The sequence below is a fragment of the Streptomyces sp. NPDC005004 genome (assembly GCF_053600675.1).
On record NZ_JBSGAH010000001.1, the window covers coordinates 48,304 to 67,455 of the forward strand.

The following is a 19,152-nucleotide window of genomic DNA, read 5'->3' on the forward strand; positions in this document are numbered from 1 at the left end:
CCGGCTTCGGAGGCGCCGCACACCGCAGTGCACGTATTTCGGCTTCGGCAGCCTTATGCCGAGAACGATGGAGGACACCCATGTCACCCCGGCTCGACGCATCGCATACCCCGATCGCGACGTCGACACCCCCACCGGACCAACTGGATCACGCCATCGATCCTCTCGACCCCCTGGCGGGACTCCCCGAGATCCCGCCCTACGACGAGGTCGGCCCGGTGGACGCGCGGGCCCTTTCCAAGACCCTCTTCGAGCGCCTCGAGTCGCTGGAGGAAGGCACCTACGAACACGCCTACGTCCGCAACACCCTCGTGGAACTGAACCTGGCGCTCGTCCGGTTCGCCGCGTCCCGCTTCCGCTCGCGCAGCGAGCCGATGGAGGACATCGTCCAGGTCGGCACCATCGGCCTGATCAAGGCGATCGACCGCTTCGAGATGGCGCGCGGCGTGGAGTTCCCGAGCTTCGCGATGCCGACCATCATCGGCGAGATCAAGCGCTTCTTCCGTGACACCTCGTGGTCCGTGCGCGTACCGCGCCGCCTGCAGGAGCTGCGTCTGGACCTGGCCAAGGCCGGGGACGAGCTGGCCCAGCGCCTGGACCGCGCCCCCACCGTCGCGGAACTGGCCGAGAAGCTCGGCATCTCCAACGAGGAGGTGGTCGAGGGCATGGCAGCCTCGAACGCCTACACCGCCGCCTCGCTGGACGCCCAGCCCGAGGAGGACGACTCCGAGGGCGCGCTCGCGGACCGCATCGGCTACGAGGACCACGGACTCGAAGGCATCGAGTACGTCGAGTCGTTGAAGCCGCTGATCGCCGAACTCGCGCCCCGCGACCGGCAGATCCTGTCCCTGCGCTTCGTGGCGGGCATGACCCAGTCGGAGATCGGCGACGAGCTGGGCATCTCCCAGATGCACGTCTCCCGGCTGCTCTCGCGCACGCTGGTGCGCCTGCGCCGGGGGCTCACCGTGGAGGAGTGAGGCGGCGCCTCACCCACCGCTCACGAGGCGGCCCGGCCGACGAGGCCGGGCCGCCTCCGCGTGCCGCCGGTGCGCGAACCGTTATCGGTTACCTGAAGTAACCCCTTTCCCCCATCGCGCCCCTCCAGCACCATGGGCCACCCGACTGGCTGGTATGTCAGAACCTCAGGGGACGGAGGGTGCGCATGGCTCAGGGCTACCGGGCCGGGCCGGAGGAGGACGTCCGGGACACGCCGGACGCGCGGCTCACCGAACTGCTCCGCACCCCTACCCCGACGGCATACCCGGCGCTCCAGGAATTGCGCCGGCGCCACCAGCCCGCGGTACTCGCCTACGCCCGTCTGTGCACCACCGGCGAGTCCACCGCCCGCCGCCTGGCGGCCGAGGTCCTCACCACGGCCGCCCGGGACACGGCGCGCGGCATCGAGCCGAGCGTGCCGCTGCGCCACCACCTGCTGCTCCTGACGGGTCGGGCCGCGGCGTCCTGGGCCCGTGACGAGCGGGCGGCGGGTCTCGATCCCGGCCTGCTGCTGGTGCTCAACTCCGGTGCCGCACCCGACGGTCCGACCCCGCCCCTGCTCCCGGCGTTCCAGTCACTGCCCTCCCGCGACCAGGGCCTCGTCTGGTACGGCGTCCTGGAGGAGGAGCCCCAGGAGCGGACCGCCGCCTACCTCGGCCTGCGCCCCGCCGATGTCGCCCACGGCACCCCGCAGGCCCTGAAGGCACTGGCCCAGGCGTGCCTGCGACACCGGCTGGCCGCGTCCGACGACCCGCGCTGCGCCGACTTCCGCCGGCTGATCGAGGAGGCGGTACGCCCGGAGGGACCCCGCCGCAGCGCCGACCTGGACACGCACAAGGCCCGGTGCCCTTGCTGCACGGCCGCGTTCGAGGACCTGAGCGCGCTGCGGGACACCCCCCGGCAGACCCTCGCGGAGGGGCTGCTCCCCTGGGGCGGCACGGCATACGCCCACCGAGGCGGACCCGCACCGGCCCCGGCACCCGAAGGGACCGCCGCACGCCGGAGCCGGCCGCCGCGGCGCCGCCATCTGCCGGCCGCGCTGGCGGTGGGAACGGCCCTCGTCTCGCTCCTGGTGTTCCTGCTCGTACACACCGAGGACTCCCCCGGACAGCCGGTGGCGGCGCCCGCGCCCTCGCAGGTGACGGTCACGACGACGTTCTCCCCCTCCCCGGTCGCCTCTCCCACGCCGTCCCGCACGGCGAAGTCCCCTGCACCACACAGGACTTCGCACCGCCCGACGCCCCGGCCGACCCACGACGAGCCCAGCCCCTCGCCCACGTTCCGGCCCCCGGGCGCCGCCAGTGCCCAGGTGGTGAACCTGGCCACGGGCACGTGCCTCGAGGTACGCGACGGCGACTTCGACAAGGGCACCGACGTCGTCACCGCCCCCTGTACGTCCTCGCCCGGCCAGCGCTGGAGCGTCGACAGCGGCCTGGGGGTCGTCCGCTCGGCCGCCGACTCCGACTTCTGCCTGGACAGCCGGGGCGACACCGACCGGGGCGTGGGCATCTGGACCTGCGACTCGGTCGACGGCCACAACGGCCAGAACCTCCGCTTCACGGTCGACCCCGACGGCACCATCAGGCCGGAGATCGCCATCGAGACGGCCGTGGTGCCCGACGGCGACGGCGGGGTGGAGCTGCGGCCCCTGGACGGCGGCCGGGAGCAGCGGTGGCGGGCGGGGGCACGCTGACGGGGCGGACCGCGCCGCGGAGGGCACGGGGCCGGTCAGGCCACCCGGACGCCGTTCCGCCACACCTCGCCGACCAGCGGAACACCGGGACGGTAGGCCAGGTGGACGTGGCTGGGCGCGTCCAGCAGGACCAGGTCGGCGCGGGCACCGGGAGCGAGGCGGCCGATGTCGGTGCGGCGCAGGGCCGCCGCCCCGCCCGCCGTGGCCGACCAGACCGCCTCGTCGGGGGTCATGCCCATGTCCCGTACGGCCAGCGCGACGCAGAACGGCACGGACGAGGTGAAGGACGAGCCGGGGTTGCAGTCCGTGGACAGCGCGACCGTCGCCCCGGCGTCCAGCAGCCGCCTGGCGTCGGGCCATTGGGCGCGGGTGGAGAACTCGGCGCCGGGCAGCAGCGTGGCCACCGTGTCGCTGTTCGCCAGCGCGTCCACGTCGGCGTCGGTGAGGTGCGTGCAGTGGTCGGCGCTGGCGGCGTCCAGTTCGACGGCCAACTGGACGCCGGGGCCGTAGGAGAGCTGGTTGGCGTGGATGCGGGGGTGCAGCCCCCTGGCCCGGCCCGCGGTGAGGATCGCGCGGGCCTGGTCGCCGTCGAAGGCGCCCTCCTCGCAGAACACGTCGATCCAACGGGCGTGCGGGGCGCAGGAGTCCAGCATCTCGCCGGTCACCAGGGCGACGTAGGCGGCCGGGTCGTCGGCCAGCTCCGGCGCGACGATGTGCGCGCCGAGGTAGGTCACCTCGTCGGTGTGCCGGGCCGCCAGGCGCAGGGCGCGGGTCTCGTCCTCGACGGTGAGTCCGTAGCCCGACTTGGTCTCCATCGTGGTCGTGCCCTGGCGCAGCGCCTCGGCGAGGTACCGCGTGAGGCCCGCCTCCAGTTCCGCGTCGCTCGCGGCGCGGGTGGCCGCGACGGTGGTGCGGATGCCGCCCGCCGAGTAGGAGCGGCCGGACATGCGGGCGTTGAACTCCGCCGTACGGTCCCCGGCGAACACCAGGTGCGAGTGGGAGTCCACGAAGCCCGGCAGGACCGCCCTTCCACCGGCGTCGAGGCGATTGTCGGTGGCGGGTGCTTTGCTTGACTCACCGGCCCACACGACGCGTTCGCCGTCGACGACCAGGGCCGCGTCCGTGATGAGTCCGAGGGGAGAACCGTCACCGAGGGAGGGGTCGTTGGTGACCAGCGTGGCGATGTTGGTGATGGCGGTGCTGCTGCTCATGGTGTCCTCGTGGGTGCCGGTGGGGGTCAGCCGCTCAGGGCCGCGATCGCGTCGGCGAGCGCACGCGGCACGTCGGGTACGAGCGCGTGCGCCCCGTCGCGTACGACGTGCCGCCCGCCCACGACCGTGTGCCGTACGTCCGCCGCGCTCGCCGCGAATACGGCCGTCTCGGCGCCGAGCCGGGGTGGCGGCCCGGCCGTCCTGACCGAGTCGAGCGCGATGGTCGTGAGGTCGGCCGCGCGCCCGGGTTCGATGGCGCCCGCCTCGGGCCAGCCGAGTGCGGCGTGTCCGTCCTCGGTGGCGGCGCGCAGCAGCGCGGCGGCCGTCCAGTGGCCGCGGGCGCGGGTGCGCAGCCGCTCGTCCAGCTCCATGGCGCGTGCCTCTTCGAGCAGGTCGATGACGGCGTGGCTGTCGGAGCCGAGGGAGAGCGGTGAGCCCGCCCGCTGGAGGGCGACGGCGGGTCCGATGCCGTCCGCGAGGTCGCGTTCGGTGGTCGGGCACATACAGGTGCCGGTGCCGGAGTCGCCGAGGAGCGCGATGTCCTCCTCGGTCAGGTGGGTGTTGTGCACCCCGGTGGTGCGCGGGCCGAGCACGCCGTGCTCCGCGAGCAGCCGGGTCGGGGTGACCCCGTGCGCGGCGAGGCACGCGTCGTTCTCGGCGGTCTGCTCCGACAGATGGACGTGCAGCGGGGCCCGCCGCTCCTTCGCCCAGCGGGCGACGGTCGACAACTGCTCGGCGGGCACGGCCCGTACGGAGTGGACGGCCGCTCCGATCCGCGCGTGCTCTTGTTCCTTGAGAACGGAACAGCGTGCGGCCCAGGCTTCCGCGCTGCCGTCAGAGAAGCGGAGCTGGTGGGCGGTGGGCCGCTCGCCGAAGCCGGAGGAGAGATACGCGGTGTCGAGGAGGGTGATCCGGATACCGGCCTCGGCGGCGGCCGCGATCAGCGCCTCGCCCATGGCGTTGGGGTCGGCGTACGGCGCGCCGGTCCGGTCGTGGTGCAGATAGTGGAACTCGCCGACGCAGGTGATGCCGGCGAGTGCCATCTCGGCGTACACCGCGCGAGCCAGCGCGTGGTACGTCTCGGGGGTCAGCCGGTCCGCGACGGAGTACATCACCTCGCGCCAGGTCCAGAAGGTGCCGCTGCCGACCTGGACGGTGCCGCGCAGGGCGCGGTGGAAGGCGTGGCTGTGGGCGTTGGCGAGCCCCGGCAGGGTGAGACCCCGCAGGATCTCGGCGCCGGGCGGCGGGGCGTCCGTACCGGTGCGGACGGCGGTGATGCGGCCGTCCGCCACCTGAACGCTCACGCCGGGCTCGACGCGGTCACCGAGCCAGGCGTGCTCCAGCCAATAGGTCCCCTTGGTCACCTGCGGGCCAGTCCTTCCAGTACGTCGGCGAGCGCGCGCACCCCGGCCACGCAGTCGTCCTCGGCGGCGAACTCGGCCGGGGAGTGCGAGACACCGGTGGGGTTGCGCACGAACAGCATGGCGGTCGGCACGCTCGTCGCGAGAATCCCGGCGTCGTGCCCGGCGCCGGTCCCGAGCACCGGCACCTTGAGGTCGGCGTCCCGGCCGAGCAGCCTGGCGAGTTCGTCGCGCAGCGCGTGGTCGAACTCCACGACGGGGGTGAACGACTCCCGTACGACCTCCAGGTCGATCCCGTGCGCCGCCGCGTGCTCCCGCGCGGCGCCCTCGATCTCCCGCACGACCGTGTCCAGGGTCTCCTGCCCGGCGGCCCGGGAGTCGAGCCACCCGCGCACCAGGGAGGGGATGGCGTTGACCCCGTTGGGCTCGACGGCGACCTTTCCGAACGTCGCCACGGCACCGGCGAGTTCGGCCGCCCGCCGCGCGGCCAGCACGGTCTCCGCATAGGCGGGCATCGGGTCCCGCCGGTCCCCGAGCCGGGTCGTGCCCGCGTGATTGGCCTCGCCCCGGAAGTCGAAGCGCCAGCGTCCGTGCGGCCAGATGGAACTGGCGATGCCGACCGGGTCGCCGGACAGGTCCAGCGCCCGGCCCTGTTCGACGTGCAGCTCGACGAAGGCACCGATGCGGGCGAGGCGTTCGGGGTCGGCCCCGATGCCGTCCGGGTCGTGTCCGGCGGCCTCCATGGCCTTGGGCAGGGTGATCCCGTCGCCGTCGGTCAGCAGACGCGCCTGCTCGACGGTGAGCTGCCCTGCGGCGAGCCGAGACCCCACACAGGCCAGCCCGAACCGCGCCCCTTCCTCGTCTCCGAAGTTGACGACGGCGAGCGGCCGGTCCAGCGGTACGTCCCGCGACCGGAGTTCGTCCAGCGCCGCGAAGGCGGACACCACCCCGAGGGGCCCGTCGAAGGCACCGCCGTCCGGGACGGAGTCGAGATGCGAGCCGGTGACGACGGCGTCCCCTGCGGCAGGGTCACCGAGCCACGCCCACTGGTTGCCGTTCCGGTCGACCTCGTAGTCCAGCCCGCGCGCCTCGGCCTGCTCCCGGAACCAGGCGCGGCAGTCGGCGTCGGCACCGGTCCAGGCGTGGCGCCGGTAGCCGCCGGAGGCGGAGCTGCGCCCGATGGGGAGCAGCTCACGCCACATCTGGTGGAAGGAGGAACCGGCGCCGCTGCCGTCCACCGGCCGCGCCCACCCGTTCCGTTCCGTGGAACGACCGCCCCCAGCCCGACCGGGCGAAGCCCCGCCGTGCCTCACGCCTCGTCACCCTCACGCATGGGCACCCGCACACCCCGCTCCTCGGCGACGGACTCGGCGATGTCGTAGCCGGCGTCCACGTGCCGGATGACGCCCATGCCGGGGTCGTTGGTGAGCACCCGACGGATCTTCTCCCCCGCCAGCGGCGTACCGTCCGCCACGGTGACCTGCCCGGCGTGGATCGACCGCCCCATGCCAACACCGCCACCATGGTGGATGGAGACCCAGGACGCCCCGGATGCCACGTTGACCATGGCGTTCAGCAACGGCCAGTCGGCGATCGCGTCGGACCCGTCGAGCATCGCCTCCGTCTCCCGGTAGGGCGACGCGACGGATCCGCAGTCGAGGTGGTCGCGACCGATGGCCAGCGGAGCGGCGAGCTCACCGCTCGCGACCATGTCGTTGAACCGCTCGCCCGCCTTGTCCCGCTCCCCGTAACCGAGCCAGCAGATGCGGGCGGGCAGCCCCTGGAAGTGCACGCGCTCGCCGGCCATCTTGATCCAGCGGGCGAGGGACTCGTTCTCGGGGAACAGCTCCAGCAGCGCACGGTCGGTCTTGGCGATGTCGGCCGGGTCGCCGGAGAGGGCGGCCCAGCGGAAGGGGCCCTTGCCCTCGCAGAAGAGCGGGCGGATGTAGGCGGGGACGAAGCCGGGGAAGGCGAAGGCGCGGTCGTAGCCCGCGAGCTGGGCCTCGCCGCGGATGGAGTTGCCGTAGTCGAAGACCTCGGCGCCCGCGTCCATGAAGCCGACCATCGCCTCGACGTGCCGGGCCATGGACTCGCGGGCGCGGGTGGTGAACCCGGCCGGGTCCTTGGCGGCGTAGGAGGCCATGTCCTCGAAGTCGACGCCGACCGGGAGGTACGCCAGCGGGTCGTGGGCGGAGGTCTGGTCGGTGACGATGTCGATCGGGGCGCCCATGGCGAGGAGCCGCGGGACCAGGTCCGCCGCGTTGCCGAGCACGCCGATGGAGAGGGGGCGGCGGGCGTCGCGGGCCTCGGTGGCGAGCTGGAGGGCGTGCTCCAGGCTGTCGGCCTTCACATCGAGGTACTTGTGCTCGATGCGCCGCTCGATGGCGCGGGGGTCGACGTCGATGCAGATGGCGACGCCGTCGTTCATGGTGACGGCAAGGGGCTGGGCGCCGCCCATGCCGCCGAGTCCGGCGGTCAGGGTGATGGTGCCGGCCAGGGTGCCGCCGAACTTCTTCGCGGCGACGGCGGCGAAGGTCTCGTAGGTGCCCTGGAGGATGCCTTGGGTGCCGATGTAGATCCAGGAACCGGCGGTCATCTGGCCGTACATGGTGAGGCCGAGGGCCTCCAGGCGGCGGAACTCCTCCCAGTTGGCCCAGTCGCCGACGAGGTTTGAGTTGGCGATGAGGACACGCGGGGCCCACTCGTGGGTCTGCATGACGCCGACCGGGCGGCCGGACTGGACCAGCATGGTCTCGTCCTGCTTCAGCGTCCGCAGGGTGCGCACCATGGCGTCGAAGGAGCGCCAGTCGCGGGCGGCCTTGCCGGTGCCGCCGTAGACGACGAGCTTGTCGGGGTGCTCGGCGACCTCGGGGTCGAGGTTGTTCTGGAGCATCCGCAGGGCGGCCTCCTGCTGCCAGCCCAGCGCGCTCAGTTCCGTGCCGCGCGGTGCTCGTACGGGCCGAGGTCCTGACATCTTCGTCCTCCTGTAGCTACGGCTATTCACATCCTCCAGTCGTGAATAGGGCTAGTCAATAGCGTGGGGCGGCCGCGTCCGCGCGTCGCGGGTGTTTGGCTGGAACGGACGACGGACGCGAGCACGGCAGGAGGGGCACCCCGTGAAGCAGGACACCGAGCACGGCACCGAGCAGGATCTCCCCGAGCACACGCACCCCGGCGAGGACGGCGGCGCACGGGCGCGCGCGGCCCGGCGTGACGCCGCCGTCCGTGCCGCCGTGACGCAGGGGCTCCTCGGCCCGGACACCCCGCTCGTCGCCCTCCTGGACGTCGCCGGCATCCGCGCCTCGGCCGCCGCCCTGCGCGCCGCGTTCGACGCCGTGGTGCCGCCGGGCACGCCCGTGCTGCACGCCTTCGCCGTGAAGGCCGCCCCGCTGGTGCCCGTGCTGAGCCTGCTGGAGGCGGAGGGCCTGGGCGCCGAGGCGGCGAGCCCCGGCGAGCTGGCGCTGGCACGCGCGGCCGGGGTGCCCGCGTCCCGCACGGTGCTGGACTCCCCCGCCAAGACCACCGGGGAGCTGCGCGAGGCTCTGGCGCTCGGGGTCGCCGTGAACGCGGACAGCCCGCAGGAACTGGACCGCATGGACGCGCTGGTGCGCGCCGCGCCGACCCGTTCCCCGCTCGGCATCCGCGTCAATCCGCAGCTCGGCGCGGGCTCCATCGGGGCGACGTCGACGGCGACGGCGACCTCCAAGTTCGGGGTGGGGCTGCGCGACGACGGGGCCAGGGAGTGGGTCGTGCGGGCGTTCCTGGACCGGCCGTGGCTGACCCGGCTGCACACCCACACCGGCTCGCAGGGCATCCCGCTGCCGCTGCTGGCGCGGGGCGTGGCGGAGGCGTACGCGCTCGCGGAGGAGGTCAACGCGCGGGCCGGGCGGCAGCAGATCGACACCGTCGACATCGGCGGCGGCCTCTCGGTGGACTTCGGCTCGGAGGCGGCGGGCCCGGGGCATGCGCGCTACGCACGACTGCTGGCCGAGGAGGTGCCGGGGCTGTTCGACGGGCGGTACGGCCTGGTGACCGAATTCGGCCGGTCGCTGCTGGCCAAGCACGGCACGGTGGTGGCCCGGGTGGAGTACGCCAAGAGCGCGGGCGGGCGGCGGATCGCGGTCACGCACGCGGGGGTCCAGGTGGCGACCCGGACCGTGTACGCGCCGGCGCTGTGGCCGCTCAGGATCGCGGCGTACGACGCCGAGGGGCGGCCCAAGTCCGGGCCCGAGGTGGTGCAGGACGTCGCCGGTCCGGCCTGTTTCACGGGCGACCTGCTGGCCGAGGGACGCTCGCTGCCCGCGCTGGAGCAGGGTGACCTCGCGGCGGTCCTGGACACGGGCGCGTACGCCTTCGCCCACCACTACCCCTACAACTCCCTTGCTCGGCCCGGGATTTACGGCTTCGTGCCGGACGGCTCGGGAGGCGTGGCGTTCGCGACCGTACGGGCGCCGCAGACGGTGGCGGAGATCGTGGCCGAATCCGGAGGGGCGCACGCGGCCGCGCTCACCACCCTGGGTGCGTTCGGGAGCCGTTGACGCGGGCCGGGCGGCCCATGGACAAAGGGACCAACCTCCATGAAACGCGGGCCAATCGAGCCACATTAGCGCGCCGGGCGCACGTTCCAACGGAAAATGCCAAAGCCCTCACCCGTCACGCACACGATGCGTAGTGTCGTTGTCACTCAACCGGAGTCACAGGCGGGAGGGGAGCCACGGTGCCCGGAATCGACGAGTGCTTACTGGAAGCCATGCGGCTGCCCGGCGCCCGGGGGGCGGCGCTGGTGGACTGGACGAGCGGACTGGCCCTCGGCACCGTCGGGGAGGCGCCCGGCGGCGACCACGAGACCACGGCCGCCGAGGCCGCCGAACTGGCCCGGATGACCGCCGAGCACGGCGCGTTCGCCGCCGCCGGACCCGACGAGGGGCGGCCACCGGTCGAGGACGTGATCGTCAGCAACCACGACAGCTACCACCTGCTGAGATTCGTGGACACGTCCTTCGACAGCAGCGTCTTCCTGCACCTGTGGCTGGGGCGCGAGGAGGGCAACCTCGCCCTCGCCCGCATCCGGCTGGGCGAGATGGCCTCCCGGCTGGTGCTGGGATGACCGTGGTCGAGATACCTCCGCCGCTGCCGGTGCGGGACAGAACGGGACCGCACGAGAGAGCCGCGGGCGCTGTGTCCCCGATGCTGCGGCGCCTGGCCGAGGAGGAGGCCACCGGCGTCCTGGTCCGCGAGCACGGCACGCTGTATCTGGTGCGGGGGCGGGTGGTGCACGCCGAGAGCCCTTTCGCGCCCGGCCTGGACGTACTGCTGACCGCCCACGGCACCCTCGCCGCCACCGCCTGGCAGCGGGCGGCGGAGCGGACGGCGACCGTCCCGGAGGCCGCCCGGCTGCTGCTCGACTCCGGGCTGCTGCCCGAGGGCGCGCTGGAACTGTGCCACCTGGACGCGCTGTACGACGCCGGGTACTTCGCGCTCTCCCCGAGCAGCACCCCGGGCCGCTTCCGCTACGACGGCTCGCCCGGCGCGGGTCCGCTGCCCTCGGTCCCGGTGGTCGCGCTGGAGCGCGAGACGCTGCGCCGCCGGCTGCTGCTGCACCGGCTGTGGCCCGACCCGGCGACCGACAGCGCGCCGCTGGCCCGGGCCGCGCCGGTGGCGGCGGCGCCGGTCACCGCCCGCCGCAGGGCGGTCCTGGAGCGGGCCGACGGCGTCCTGACGGCCACCCTGATCGCCCGGGAACTGGGGCGGCAGGCGTTCCACACGCTGGTGGACGTCCGCCGTCTCACGGCGGCCGGGCTCCTCGCCCCGGTGCGCGGCGCGCCCGACCCGGCGCACCCCGCGCCAGCCCCGCCGCCGCTCCCGCCGGCTTCCCCCCTGCTGACGGTCACCGATCCCGACATCGCGCTGCTGAAGAGGCTCAGGGATGCGCTGGAGGCCCTTTGAACGGCACCGCCCCGCCGAAAGGACAGAGCTGATGCTGCGTGAACAGGACCTGGAAGCCGTCCTGGACGAGCTGCGGCGGCTGCGCACCCGGGTCCCCCAGCTCACCGGCGCCCTCGCGGCCGGTGTGGACGGCCTGGTCGTCGCCCACGACACCCCCGGCGTCGACCCCGACGGGCTCGCGGCGCTGACCGCTGCCGCGCTCGGTGTCTCCGTCCGGGTCGCCGAGGCCACCGGCAACGGCGGTTTCCGCGAGCTGCTGGTGCGCGGCGAGCGCGGCTACGTCGCGACCTACGCGGCCGGGCGCACCGCCGTACTGACGCTGCTCGCGCAGGACCGGGTCAACGTCGGCCGGCTGCACCTGGAGGGCCGCCGCTCCGGCGCCCGGGTCGGCGAACTGCTCGACGCCGCCGAGGCGGAGGCCCGCACGCGTCCCGTCGAGCGGCCCGCCCGGCCGGTGCCGCCGCGCACCCGCACCCCGCGCGTCCTGCGCACCCCGACCACCGAGACACCTACCGCAACCGACAGTTGAACCTCCGAAAGGACCCCACCATGGCGAACACCGAGACGGCCCTGAAAGAAGCGCTCACGACCATCGAGGGCGCCACGGGCGTCGCGCTCGTCGACTACACCAGCGGCATGGCGCTGGGCACGATGGGCGGCAGCAAGACCTTCGACCTGAACGTCGCCGCCGCGGGCAACACCGACGTGATCCGCGCCAAGATGCGCACCATGGAGCACCTGGGTCTGAACGCCGAGATCGAGGACATCCTGATCACGCTGTCCGACCAGTACCACCTGATCCGCCTGCTCACCGGGCGCGGCGGCAACGGTCTCTTCCTCTACCTGGTCCTGGAGTCGGGCCGGGCCAACCTGGCGATGGCCCGGCACCAGCTCAAGCGGATCGAGGCGGAGCTGGAGGTCTGATCACACGGCGGCCGGGGTACGGCGGCGGGCCCCGCCCGGGGCCGCGTCGCCGGCCGCGACGCCCGTGGCGCGCAGCGCCCTGACCGCCTTGCCGACGGGCGCGCCGCCCCGCCCGTCGAGCCAGTCGACCCGCACCCACAGCAGAGCGTCCAGCGCGCGTTCGCGCCGCCCGATCCAGGCCGCCTTCAGCCGCAGTCCGAGACCGGCCCCGGCGAGCAGCGTTCCCCCGGCCACGGGCACCGCGAAGGCGCTGCCGAGCGCGGCGACGAAGGCCAGGAGCAGCCACCAGCGGTGTCCCCGGCGCCAGGCGCGCACGGACACCCGGCGGTCCTGGAGCACGTCGTGCCGTCCCGCCCGGGCCGCACCGCGCGCGAGCGCCACGTAGCGCTTCCGGCGCGTCAGCGCCACCACGGCGGCCGCTGCGACGAACAGCACAACCCCGGCCAGGGCGCCGGGCGTTCGGCCCGTCAGTCCCGACGGCACCGCGCCGATCCCCGCCGCGAACACGCCGAGCCAGCCGAGCGGAGCGGCTCCGGCCCGTACGACGACGGCCACCCGGGCCAGCCCGTGCCCGCCGCGTCCCTCGCGTCCTCCACGCGCCACGTCACCCTCCCGTGTCACGGTCTCGTCGATCACCCGGTCCGCGCCGGGGATCACCTGTGTCAGCGCGGCACGCTAGCGCCGGAACCTGAGACGAGTCTTAAGAGCGCGCCGGTTCACTCCACGAAAAGTCCCCGGGCCGCGGCCCGCGCGTCGAACTCCTCCAACCGGGCCTGGGCGTCCGGCAGTCCGTCGCACAGCGCCTCCAGGAGCACCCGGCCGAGCATCATCGGCGCGCACGGGGTGTCGAAGGCGAGCCCGGTGCCGACGGCGGCGGGCAGCAGCAGGTCGGAGTGCTTGGCGACCGGCGCGAACACGGAGTCCGCCACGGTCACGACGGTGAGCCCCGCCTCCTTGGCGTAGGCGAGGGCGTCGAGCACCTCGCGCGGATGCCGGGGCAGCGCGAAGCAGAGCAGCGCGGAGGCACCGGCGCGTACGGCGGCCTCGATGCGGTCCTGCACCATGGAGCCGCCCTCGTCCAGCAGCCGTACGTCGGGGTGGACCTTGGCGGCGAAGTAGGCGAAGCCGAACGCCTGCGGGGCGGCGGCGCGCAGACCGAGCACCGGCAGCGGCCGGGAGGCGGCGAGCAGCAGACCCGCCTGCTGGACCGGGGCCGGGTCCGCGAGCAGGTCGGCCAGATGGCGCAGGTTCTCGATCTCGGCCTCGACGGCCTGCTGGTACTCGTTGAACGAGCCCTGCTCGGCGGCGGGTTCGACCGGGACCACCTCGCGCAGATGGCGGCGCAGCGCCGGATAGCCGTCGAAGCCGAGGGCGACGGCGAAGCGGGTGACCGAGGGCTGGCTGACCCCGGCGAGGTCCGCCAGCTCCACGCTGGACAGGAACGGCACGTCGGCGGCCCGGCGCACCATGCTGTGCGCGATGCGCCGCTGGGTCGGTGTGAGCCGGTGCCCCTCGAAGAGCGCCTGCAACCGTTTCGCAGGACTGTCGCCCACACTCATCCCTCTCACCGGCCCCACCCGCTATTCACTCCGAAGGCTCCCTGCATACCGTTATACAGGGGCGGGGTGCGCGATGCCCGGGGTATGGCGGAGGCGGGCGGAGAAAGGGAAGGCGCGAGGGCGCGGGAAGCGGTTTGCGCGGGGACCGCCGCACCCCCGTCACCGGGGGGCGGGACGACGGCGGTCCCCGCGAGGGACGCGCGCCCGGTCAGGCCAGGCGAGCGCGTCCTTGGCGTCCATGGAGGTCCGGGAGCCGCTCCGGAGGTTCCTGGGACGCCGTACGGCACCGGCCCGGGCGGGGAGCCGCTCCCGCCCTGCCGGTACCCACCACTGTGCGGGACCCGTGTTAAGCACGTGCTGCGCGCACGTGACACTCAGATGCCGTGTGCGCCACGGGTCGGCGAGAGGGGTGCCAACGCCTCAGCTCTTGCCGCCCTTGGCCAGGAAGGACAGCAGGTCCTGGCGGCTGATGACACCGGTCGGCTTGCCCTCGACCAGCACGATCGCGGCGTCCGCCGAGCCGAGCACCTGCATCAGGTCCGCGACCGGCTCGCCGGAGCCGACCTGGGGCAGCGGGGCCGACATGTGCTTCTCCAGCGGGTCGCCCAGCGAGGCGCGCTGCGAGAACAGCGCGTCCAGCAGCTCGCGCTCGACGACCGAGCCGACGACCTCGGCGGCCATCACGTCGGGGTGGCCGGCGCCCGGCTTGACGACCGGCATCTGCGAGACGCCGTACTCGCGCAGCACCTCGATGGCCTGGCCGACGGTCTCCTCGGGGTGCATGTGCACCAGGGAGGGGATGGAGCCGTGCTCCTTGTCGTTGAGCACGTCGGCGACGCGGGCGCTGGGGCCCTCGTCCTCCAGGAAGCCGTAGTCGGCCATCCACTCGTCGTTGAAGATCTTCGAGAGGTAGCCGCGGCCGCTGTCCGGGAGCAGCACGACGAGCACGTCGTCCGGGCCGAGCCGCTCGGCCACGCGCAGCGCGGCGACGACCGCCATGCCGCAGGAACCGCCGACGAGCAGGCCCTCCTCCTTGGCCAGGCGCCGGGTCATCTGGAAGGCGTCCTTGTCGGACACCGGCACGATCTCGTCGGCCAGCGTGCGGTCGTAGGCGGTGGGCCAGAAGTCCTCGCCGACGCCCTCGATCAGGTACGGACGGCCGGAGCCGCCGGAGTAGACCGAGCCCTCCGGGTCGGCGCCGATGACCGCGACCTTGCCGTCACTGACGTCCTTCAGATAACGGCCGGTGCCCGAGATGGTGCCACCGGTGCCCACGCCCGCCACGAAGTGCGTGATCTTCCCCTCGGTCTGCTCCCACAGCTCGGGGCCGGTCGAGTGATAGTGGGAGAGCGGGTTGTTGGGGTTGGAGTACTGGTCCGGCTTCCAGGCGCCCGGCGTCTCACGCACCAGCCGGTCGGAGACGTTGTAGTAGGAGTCCGGGTGCTCGGGGTCCACGGCGGTCGGGCAGACCACGACCTCGGCGCCGTACGCGCGCAGCACGTTGATCTTGTCTAGGCTGACCTTGTCGGGGCACACGAAGATGCACTTGTACCCCTTCTGCTGGGCCACGATGGCGAGGCCGACACCCGTGTTGCCGCTGGTCGGCTCGACGATCGTGCCGCCCGGCTCGAGTTCGCCGCTCGCTTCCGCCGCCTCGATCATGCGCAGGGCGATGCGGTCCTTCACGGAACCGCCGGGGTTGAAGTACTCCACCTTGGCCAGGACGGTGGCCTGGATGCCCTCGGTCACGTTGTTGAGCTTCACCAGCGGGGTGTTGCCGACGAGGCTGATCATCGAGTCGTGGAATTGCACCGTTGTCTCCGGTTGCTTGCAAAAACAGTGGTCGTAGTTGTTTCCGCCAGCCTACGGCCCCCGGGTGACGCCGGACGGACCTTCACTCCCTGTGGAGATTGGCACACGTGCCGTACGGGGCAAGGAGTGGGTGTACGGCTAGGAGGAGGTGGCGGCGTCGCATGGCGAACCTGTCGAGGGCGAGAGTGGCCCGGCGCATCGCGGCCGGGGCGGCGTACGGCGGCGGCGGAGCCGGGCTGATCGGGGTGGCCGCGGTCGGTCTGGTGCTGGCGGAGATGCGGCTGGCGCAGCGCCAGGTGAACAACGGGGCGACCGGCGGCCGGGTGCCGCAGGCCGACGGGGTGTACGGCACCGGGTTCGAGGAACCCGCCGAGCCGCCGCTCCGGCTGACCCTGCTCGGCGACTCCACGGCGGCGGGACAGGGCGTTCACCGGGCGGGCCAGACCCCGGGCGCGCTGCTGGCCTCGGGACTCGCGGCGGTGGCGGAGCGGCCGGTGGTGCTGAGGAACGTGGCGCTGCCCGGCGCGCAGTCCGACGACCTGGAGCGCCAGGTGGCCCTGGTCCTCGCGTCCCCGCTGCCGGTCCCCGACGTCTGCGTGATCATGATCGGCGCGAACGACGTGACCCACCGGATGCCCCCGACCCGCTCGGTGCGGTATCTGTCGGCGGCGGTACGACGGCTGCGCACGGCCGGCGCCGAGGTGGTCGTCGGCACCTGTCCCGACCTCGGCACCATCGAGCCGGTGCAGCAGCCGCTGCGCTGGCTGGCCCGGCGCGCCTCCCGGCAGCTCGCGGCGGCGCAGACCATCGGGGTCGTGGAACAGGGCGGACGCACGGTCTCGCTCGGCGACCTGCTGGGCCCGGAGTTCGCGGCGAACCCCCGGGAGCTGTTCGGCCCGGACAGCTACCACCCCTCGGCGGAGGGGTACGCCACGGCGGCCATGGCGGTGCTGCCCACGGTGTGCGCGGCGCTGAGCCTGTGGCCGGCCGAGGAGGAGGGGCCGGACGTGGCGCGTCGTGAGGGCTTCCTGCCGGTGGCCCGGGCGGCGGCCGAGGCGGCGGCGGAGGCGGGCACCGAGGTCACGGCCGCGATGCCCTCGGGGCCGCGCGGTCCCTGGGCACTGCTGAAGCGGCGGCGCAGGCGCGGGGTGCCGGAGACGGAACCGGCGGCGCCGTCCTCGTAGCCCGCGGGCGGATCCCAGCCGGCCAAGCAAGCGCTTAGACAATTGCGGCCAGCGTCACACCCGCACCCGGGTGACCCGGGCCATACGTACGGGTAACTTCCGAGTGGGTCCTGCCCTTTCCTCTCTACGCCACTGGAGCCGTGATGCCCGAAGCCGTCATCGTGTCGACCGCCCGCTCCCCCATCGGCCGCGCCTTCAAGGGCTCCCTGAAGGACCTGCGCCCGGACGACCTGACCGCCACGATCATCCAGGCGGCGCTCGCCAAGGTTCCCGAGCTGGACCCGAAGGACATCGACGACCTGATGCTCGGCTGCGGCCTGCCCGGCGGCGAGCAGGGCAACAACCTCGGCCGGATCGTCGCGGTGCAGATGGGCATGGACCACCTGCCGGGCTGCACGATCACCCGTTACTGTTCCTCCTCGCTCCAGACCTCCCGCATGGCGCTGCACGCCATCAAGGCCGGCGAGGGCGACGTCTTCATCTCGGCCGGTGTCGAGATGGTCTCCCGGTTCGCGAAGGGCAACTCCGACAGCCTGCCGGACACCCGCAACCCGTTCTTCGCCGAAGCCGAGGCCCGTACCGCCGAGGTCGCCCAGCAGGAGGGCACCACCTGGCACGACCCGCGCGAGGACGGACTGGTCCCCGACGCGTACATCGCGATGGGCCAGACCGCCGAGAACCTGGCCCGGCTCAAGGGCGTCACCCGCCGCGAGATGGACGAGTTCGGCGTCCGCTCGCAGAACCTCGCCGAGGAAGCCCTCAAGAACGGCTTCTGGGAGCGCGAGATCACCCCGGTCACGCTGCCCGACGGCACCGTGGTCGCCAAGGACGACGGCCCGCGCGCGGGCGTCACGCTGGAGGGCGTCGAGGGCCTCAAGCCGGTGTTCCGCCCCGACGGCCTGGTCACGGCGGGCAACTGCTGCCCGCTCAACGACGGCGCCGCGGCGCTGGTCATCATGAGCGACACCAAGGCGCGCGAGCTGGGTCTGACCCCGCTCGCCCGGATCGTCTCGACCGGCGTCTCCGGCCTCTCCCCCGAGATCATGGGTCTCGGCCCGGTCGAGGCGAGCAAGCAGGCGCTGCGCCGCGCCGGTCTCGGTGTCGGCGACATCGACCTGGTCGAGATCAACGAGGCGTTCGCCGCCCAGGTGATCCCCTCCTACCAGGAGCTGGGCATCGACCTGGACAAGCTCAACGTCAACGGCGGTGCCATCGCGGTCGGCCACCCCTTCGGCATGACCGGCGCCCGCATCACCGGCACGCTGATCAACTCCCTGCAGTTCCACGACAAGCAGTTCGGTCTGGAGACCATGTGCGTCGGCGGCGGCCAGGGCATGGCCATGGTCATCGAGCGCCTGAGCTGACGCTTCGAACCGACGAGCTGATCGACCCTCGGTGACCGCTCGGGCACCGAGGGTCCGAAAAGGCCCGGAACCCGGGAAATCCCCTGGGCGCCGGGCCTTTTTGTGATCCAATCTCCCTCAGGGTGTGACCTATCTCGCTCGATGGGGGATCGACGCAGGTCAGTGCCGTGGGCGGGGAGGCGCCACGCGCCGCCGAGGCAGAAGTCCCGTCCGTTTCGTGACGTTACGCACTGACAGCCGGTCAGTCCGCCCTTCAAGCTGTTGTAGGAAGTCGGGGGTCGACTTTGAACCTGGGAGTACGTCAGTGAGCGCCATGCCCATCGCCCTGCTGCTCACCACGGTCGCCACGGGCGCCGTGGGCGTCGCCGTCCTGTGCACCGTGCTGCGGCTGCGCCGTCAGCTCGCCGAGCTGCAGGCCCAGCTCGCGGACGACCAGGCGGCCGCCCTGCGCGCCCTGCTGCCCGCCGCCCGCACCACCGCCGACGCCGAGGAGATACGCGCGGCCGTGGCCGAGGCGCTCGCCGAGGAGCGGGAGCGCGAACTGGCCGAGGCCCGCGCGTTCTGGGCCGCCCAGGAGGCGCGCGACTCCTCCGACGCCCCCTCGCTGCACGGCCTGGCCGACGTCGAGCCCTTCCTGCCCCGCCAGGCGGACTTCGCGGGCCTGGAGCCCGTGGCCGAGCCCGCCGCCGAGTCCGAGGAGCAGGCCGGGGAGTCCCCGGAGCTGGCCGCGGCCCGCCGCCGCCACCCCTCGCACCCGGACTTCGTCCCCGTACAGGCGACCGCGGGACACGAGGACGAGCGCGCCGCCACCACCCTGGAGCAGCTCGCCACCCAGCAGGTCGCGCTGAGCGACGTACGCCCCGGCCCGCTCGGCACCCTCGACGTCTACGTCTTCGCCGACGGCACCACCCTGTGCATGACCCCGGGCCACCGCGAGACGGCGGAACGGCTAGCGGCCGCGCTGCGCTCGGGCGAGTCGCCGTATCTGCTGGGCGGTTCGGGCATCTCCGGCGCCTACACGCTGACGTTCGCCTGCGGCGACGAGACCGTGTACGTCCTCGCGGACCGCGTCATCGCGTCCCTCTGAGCCCAGGGAACCCCA

Annotated in this window: 17 protein-coding genes; 10 read left to right on the plus strand and 7 right to left on the minus strand. The window is 73.3% G+C overall.

All coding sequences use genetic code 11. From position 1 onward, the window contains the following. Positions 1–80 precede the first annotated feature (80 nt). Entirely contained in the window at positions 81–977 is an 897-nt protein-coding gene (locus ACWEEU_RS00215) for an RNA polymerase sigma factor SigF (protein ID WP_451726857.1), read from the plus strand. A 185-nt stretch (positions 978–1,162) separates the two neighbouring features. Continuing rightward, on the plus strand, positions 1,163–2,689 hold the full coding sequence (locus ACWEEU_RS00220) for a ricin-type beta-trefoil lectin domain protein (RefSeq protein ID WP_451726860.1): 1,527 nt from the start codon (positions 1,163–1,165) through the stop codon (positions 2,687–2,689). 35 nt (positions 2,690–2,724) lie between these two features. Here ACWEEU_RS00220 and hutI read toward each other — a convergent pair whose 3' ends face one another. The 4 genes from hutI to hutU form a co-directional block, all read right to left on the minus strand. After that, complete coding sequence (gene hutI, locus ACWEEU_RS00225) at positions 2,725–3,900, minus strand: imidazolonepropionase (protein WP_451726863.1); 1,176 nt, start codon at positions 3,898–3,900, stop codon at positions 2,725–2,727. A gap of 26 nt (positions 3,901–3,926) precedes the next feature. Continuing rightward, positions 3,927–5,264 (minus strand): formimidoylglutamate deiminase, encoded by a 1,338-nt coding sequence (locus tag ACWEEU_RS00230; protein ID WP_451726866.1) that lies wholly within the window; start codon positions 5,262–5,264, stop codon positions 3,927–3,929. Next, positions 5,261–6,463, minus strand: coding sequence for an allantoate amidohydrolase (locus ACWEEU_RS00235; RefSeq protein ID WP_385750767.1), 1,203 nt, complete (start codon positions 6,461–6,463; stop codon positions 5,261–5,263). Before ACWEEU_RS00235 ends, ACWEEU_RS00230 begins: the two co-directional genes overlap by 4 nt. 107 nt (positions 6,464–6,570) lie before the next feature. Next, positions 6,571–8,235 carry a urocanate hydratase gene (hutU, locus tag ACWEEU_RS00240; RefSeq protein WP_385750757.1) on the minus strand — a complete coding sequence of 555 codons (1,665 nt, stop codon included), beginning with the start codon at positions 8,233–8,235 and terminating at the stop codon, positions 6,571–6,573. 142 nt (positions 8,236–8,377) lie between these two features. On the opposite strand from hutU, the gene ACWEEU_RS00245 reads away from it, so the two are divergent. From ACWEEU_RS00245 to ACWEEU_RS00265, 5 genes are all read left to right on the plus strand, one after another. After that, positions 8,378–9,799: a diaminopimelate decarboxylase gene (locus ACWEEU_RS00245; protein ID WP_451726869.1), complete on the plus strand. Its 1,422-nt coding sequence runs from the start codon at positions 8,378–8,380 to the stop codon at positions 9,797–9,799. Between the two features lie 179 nt (positions 9,800–9,978). Further along, complete coding sequence (locus ACWEEU_RS00250) at positions 9,979–10,368, plus strand: hypothetical protein (RefSeq protein ID WP_161181056.1); 390 nt, start codon at positions 9,979–9,981, stop codon at positions 10,366–10,368. After that, complete coding sequence (locus ACWEEU_RS00255; RefSeq protein WP_385750762.1) at positions 10,365–11,207, plus strand: transcriptional regulator; 843 nt, start codon at positions 10,365–10,367, stop codon at positions 11,205–11,207. Before ACWEEU_RS00250 ends, ACWEEU_RS00255 begins: the two co-directional genes overlap by 4 nt. A gap of 31 nt (positions 11,208–11,238) precedes the next feature. Beyond that, a complete protein-coding gene (locus ACWEEU_RS00260; protein WP_385750764.1) occupies positions 11,239–11,736 on the plus strand; it encodes a roadblock/LC7 domain-containing protein in 498 nt (165 codons plus the stop codon). 20 nt (positions 11,737–11,756) lie between these two features. Further along, a complete protein-coding gene (locus ACWEEU_RS00265; RefSeq protein ID WP_161181059.1) occupies positions 11,757–12,131 on the plus strand; it encodes a hypothetical protein in 375 nt (124 codons plus the stop codon). On the opposite strand, the gene ACWEEU_RS00270 is transcribed toward ACWEEU_RS00265, so the two are convergent. From ACWEEU_RS00270 to ACWEEU_RS00280, 3 genes are all read right to left on the minus strand, one after another. Further along, positions 12,132–12,734: a hypothetical protein gene (locus tag ACWEEU_RS00270; RefSeq protein WP_451726875.1), complete on the minus strand. Its 603-nt coding sequence runs from the start codon at positions 12,732–12,734 to the stop codon at positions 12,132–12,134. Between the two features lie 113 nt (positions 12,735–12,847). Then, positions 12,848–13,690, minus strand: coding sequence for a MurR/RpiR family transcriptional regulator (locus ACWEEU_RS00275; RefSeq protein WP_385749911.1), 843 nt, complete (start codon positions 13,688–13,690; stop codon positions 12,848–12,850). A 420-nt stretch (positions 13,691–14,110) separates the two neighbouring features. After that, positions 14,111–15,502 (minus strand): cystathionine beta-synthase, encoded by a 1,392-nt coding sequence (locus ACWEEU_RS00280; RefSeq protein WP_385749913.1) that lies wholly within the window; start codon positions 15,500–15,502, stop codon positions 14,111–14,113. A 161-nt stretch (positions 15,503–15,663) separates the two neighbouring features. Here ACWEEU_RS00280 and ACWEEU_RS00285 point away from each other — a divergent pair, with 161 nt between their 5' ends. The 3 genes from ACWEEU_RS00285 to ACWEEU_RS00295 all read left to right on the plus strand — a co-directional run bounded on the left by ACWEEU_RS00285 (position 15,664) and on the right by ACWEEU_RS00295 (position 19,137). Next, positions 15,664–16,686, plus strand: a complete 1,023-nt coding sequence (locus ACWEEU_RS00285; protein WP_385749916.1) for an SGNH/GDSL hydrolase family protein — start codon at positions 15,664–15,666, stop codon at positions 16,684–16,686. A gap of 143 nt (positions 16,687–16,829) precedes the next feature. After that, positions 16,830–18,050, plus strand: coding sequence for an acetyl-CoA C-acetyltransferase (locus ACWEEU_RS00290; protein ID WP_385749919.1), 1,221 nt, complete (start codon positions 16,830–16,832; stop codon positions 18,048–18,050). A gap of 304 nt (positions 18,051–18,354) precedes the next feature. Further along, entirely contained in the window at positions 18,355–19,137 is a 783-nt protein-coding gene (locus tag ACWEEU_RS00295; RefSeq protein WP_385749922.1) for a hypothetical protein, read from the plus strand. Positions 19,138–19,152: the final 15 nt, after the last annotated feature.

Coding starts and splice junctions, on each gene's coding strand:
- ACWEEU_RS00215 (WP_451726857.1), top strand. CDS start 81: ATGTCACCCCGGCTCGACGCATCGCATACCCCGATCGCGACGTCGACA.
- ACWEEU_RS00220 (WP_451726860.1), top strand. CDS start 1,163: ATGGCTCAGGGCTACCGGGCCGGGCCGGAGGAGGACGTCCGGGACACG.
- hutI (WP_451726863.1), bottom strand. CDS start 3,900: ATGAGCAGCAGCACCGCCATCACCAACATCGCCACGCTGGTCACCAAC.
- ACWEEU_RS00235 (WP_385750767.1), bottom strand. CDS start 6,463: ATGTGGCGTGAGCTGCTCCCCATCGGGCGCAGCTCCGCCTCCGGCGGC.
- hutU (WP_385750757.1), bottom strand. CDS start 8,235: ATGTCAGGACCTCGGCCCGTACGAGCACCGCGCGGCACGGAACTGAGC.
- ACWEEU_RS00255 (WP_385750762.1), top strand. CDS start 10,365: ATGACCGTGGTCGAGATACCTCCGCCGCTGCCGGTGCGGGACAGAACG.
- ACWEEU_RS00260 (WP_385750764.1), top strand. CDS start 11,239: ATGCTGCGTGAACAGGACCTGGAAGCCGTCCTGGACGAGCTGCGGCGG.
- ACWEEU_RS00265 (WP_161181059.1), top strand. CDS start 11,757: ATGGCGAACACCGAGACGGCCCTGAAAGAAGCGCTCACGACCATCGAG.
- ACWEEU_RS00275 (WP_385749911.1), bottom strand. CDS start 13,690: ATGAGTGTGGGCGACAGTCCTGCGAAACGGTTGCAGGCGCTCTTCGAG.
- ACWEEU_RS00285 (WP_385749916.1), top strand. CDS start 15,664: ATGGCGAACCTGTCGAGGGCGAGAGTGGCCCGGCGCATCGCGGCCGGG.
- ACWEEU_RS00290 (WP_385749919.1), top strand. CDS start 16,830: ATGCCCGAAGCCGTCATCGTGTCGACCGCCCGCTCCCCCATCGGCCGC.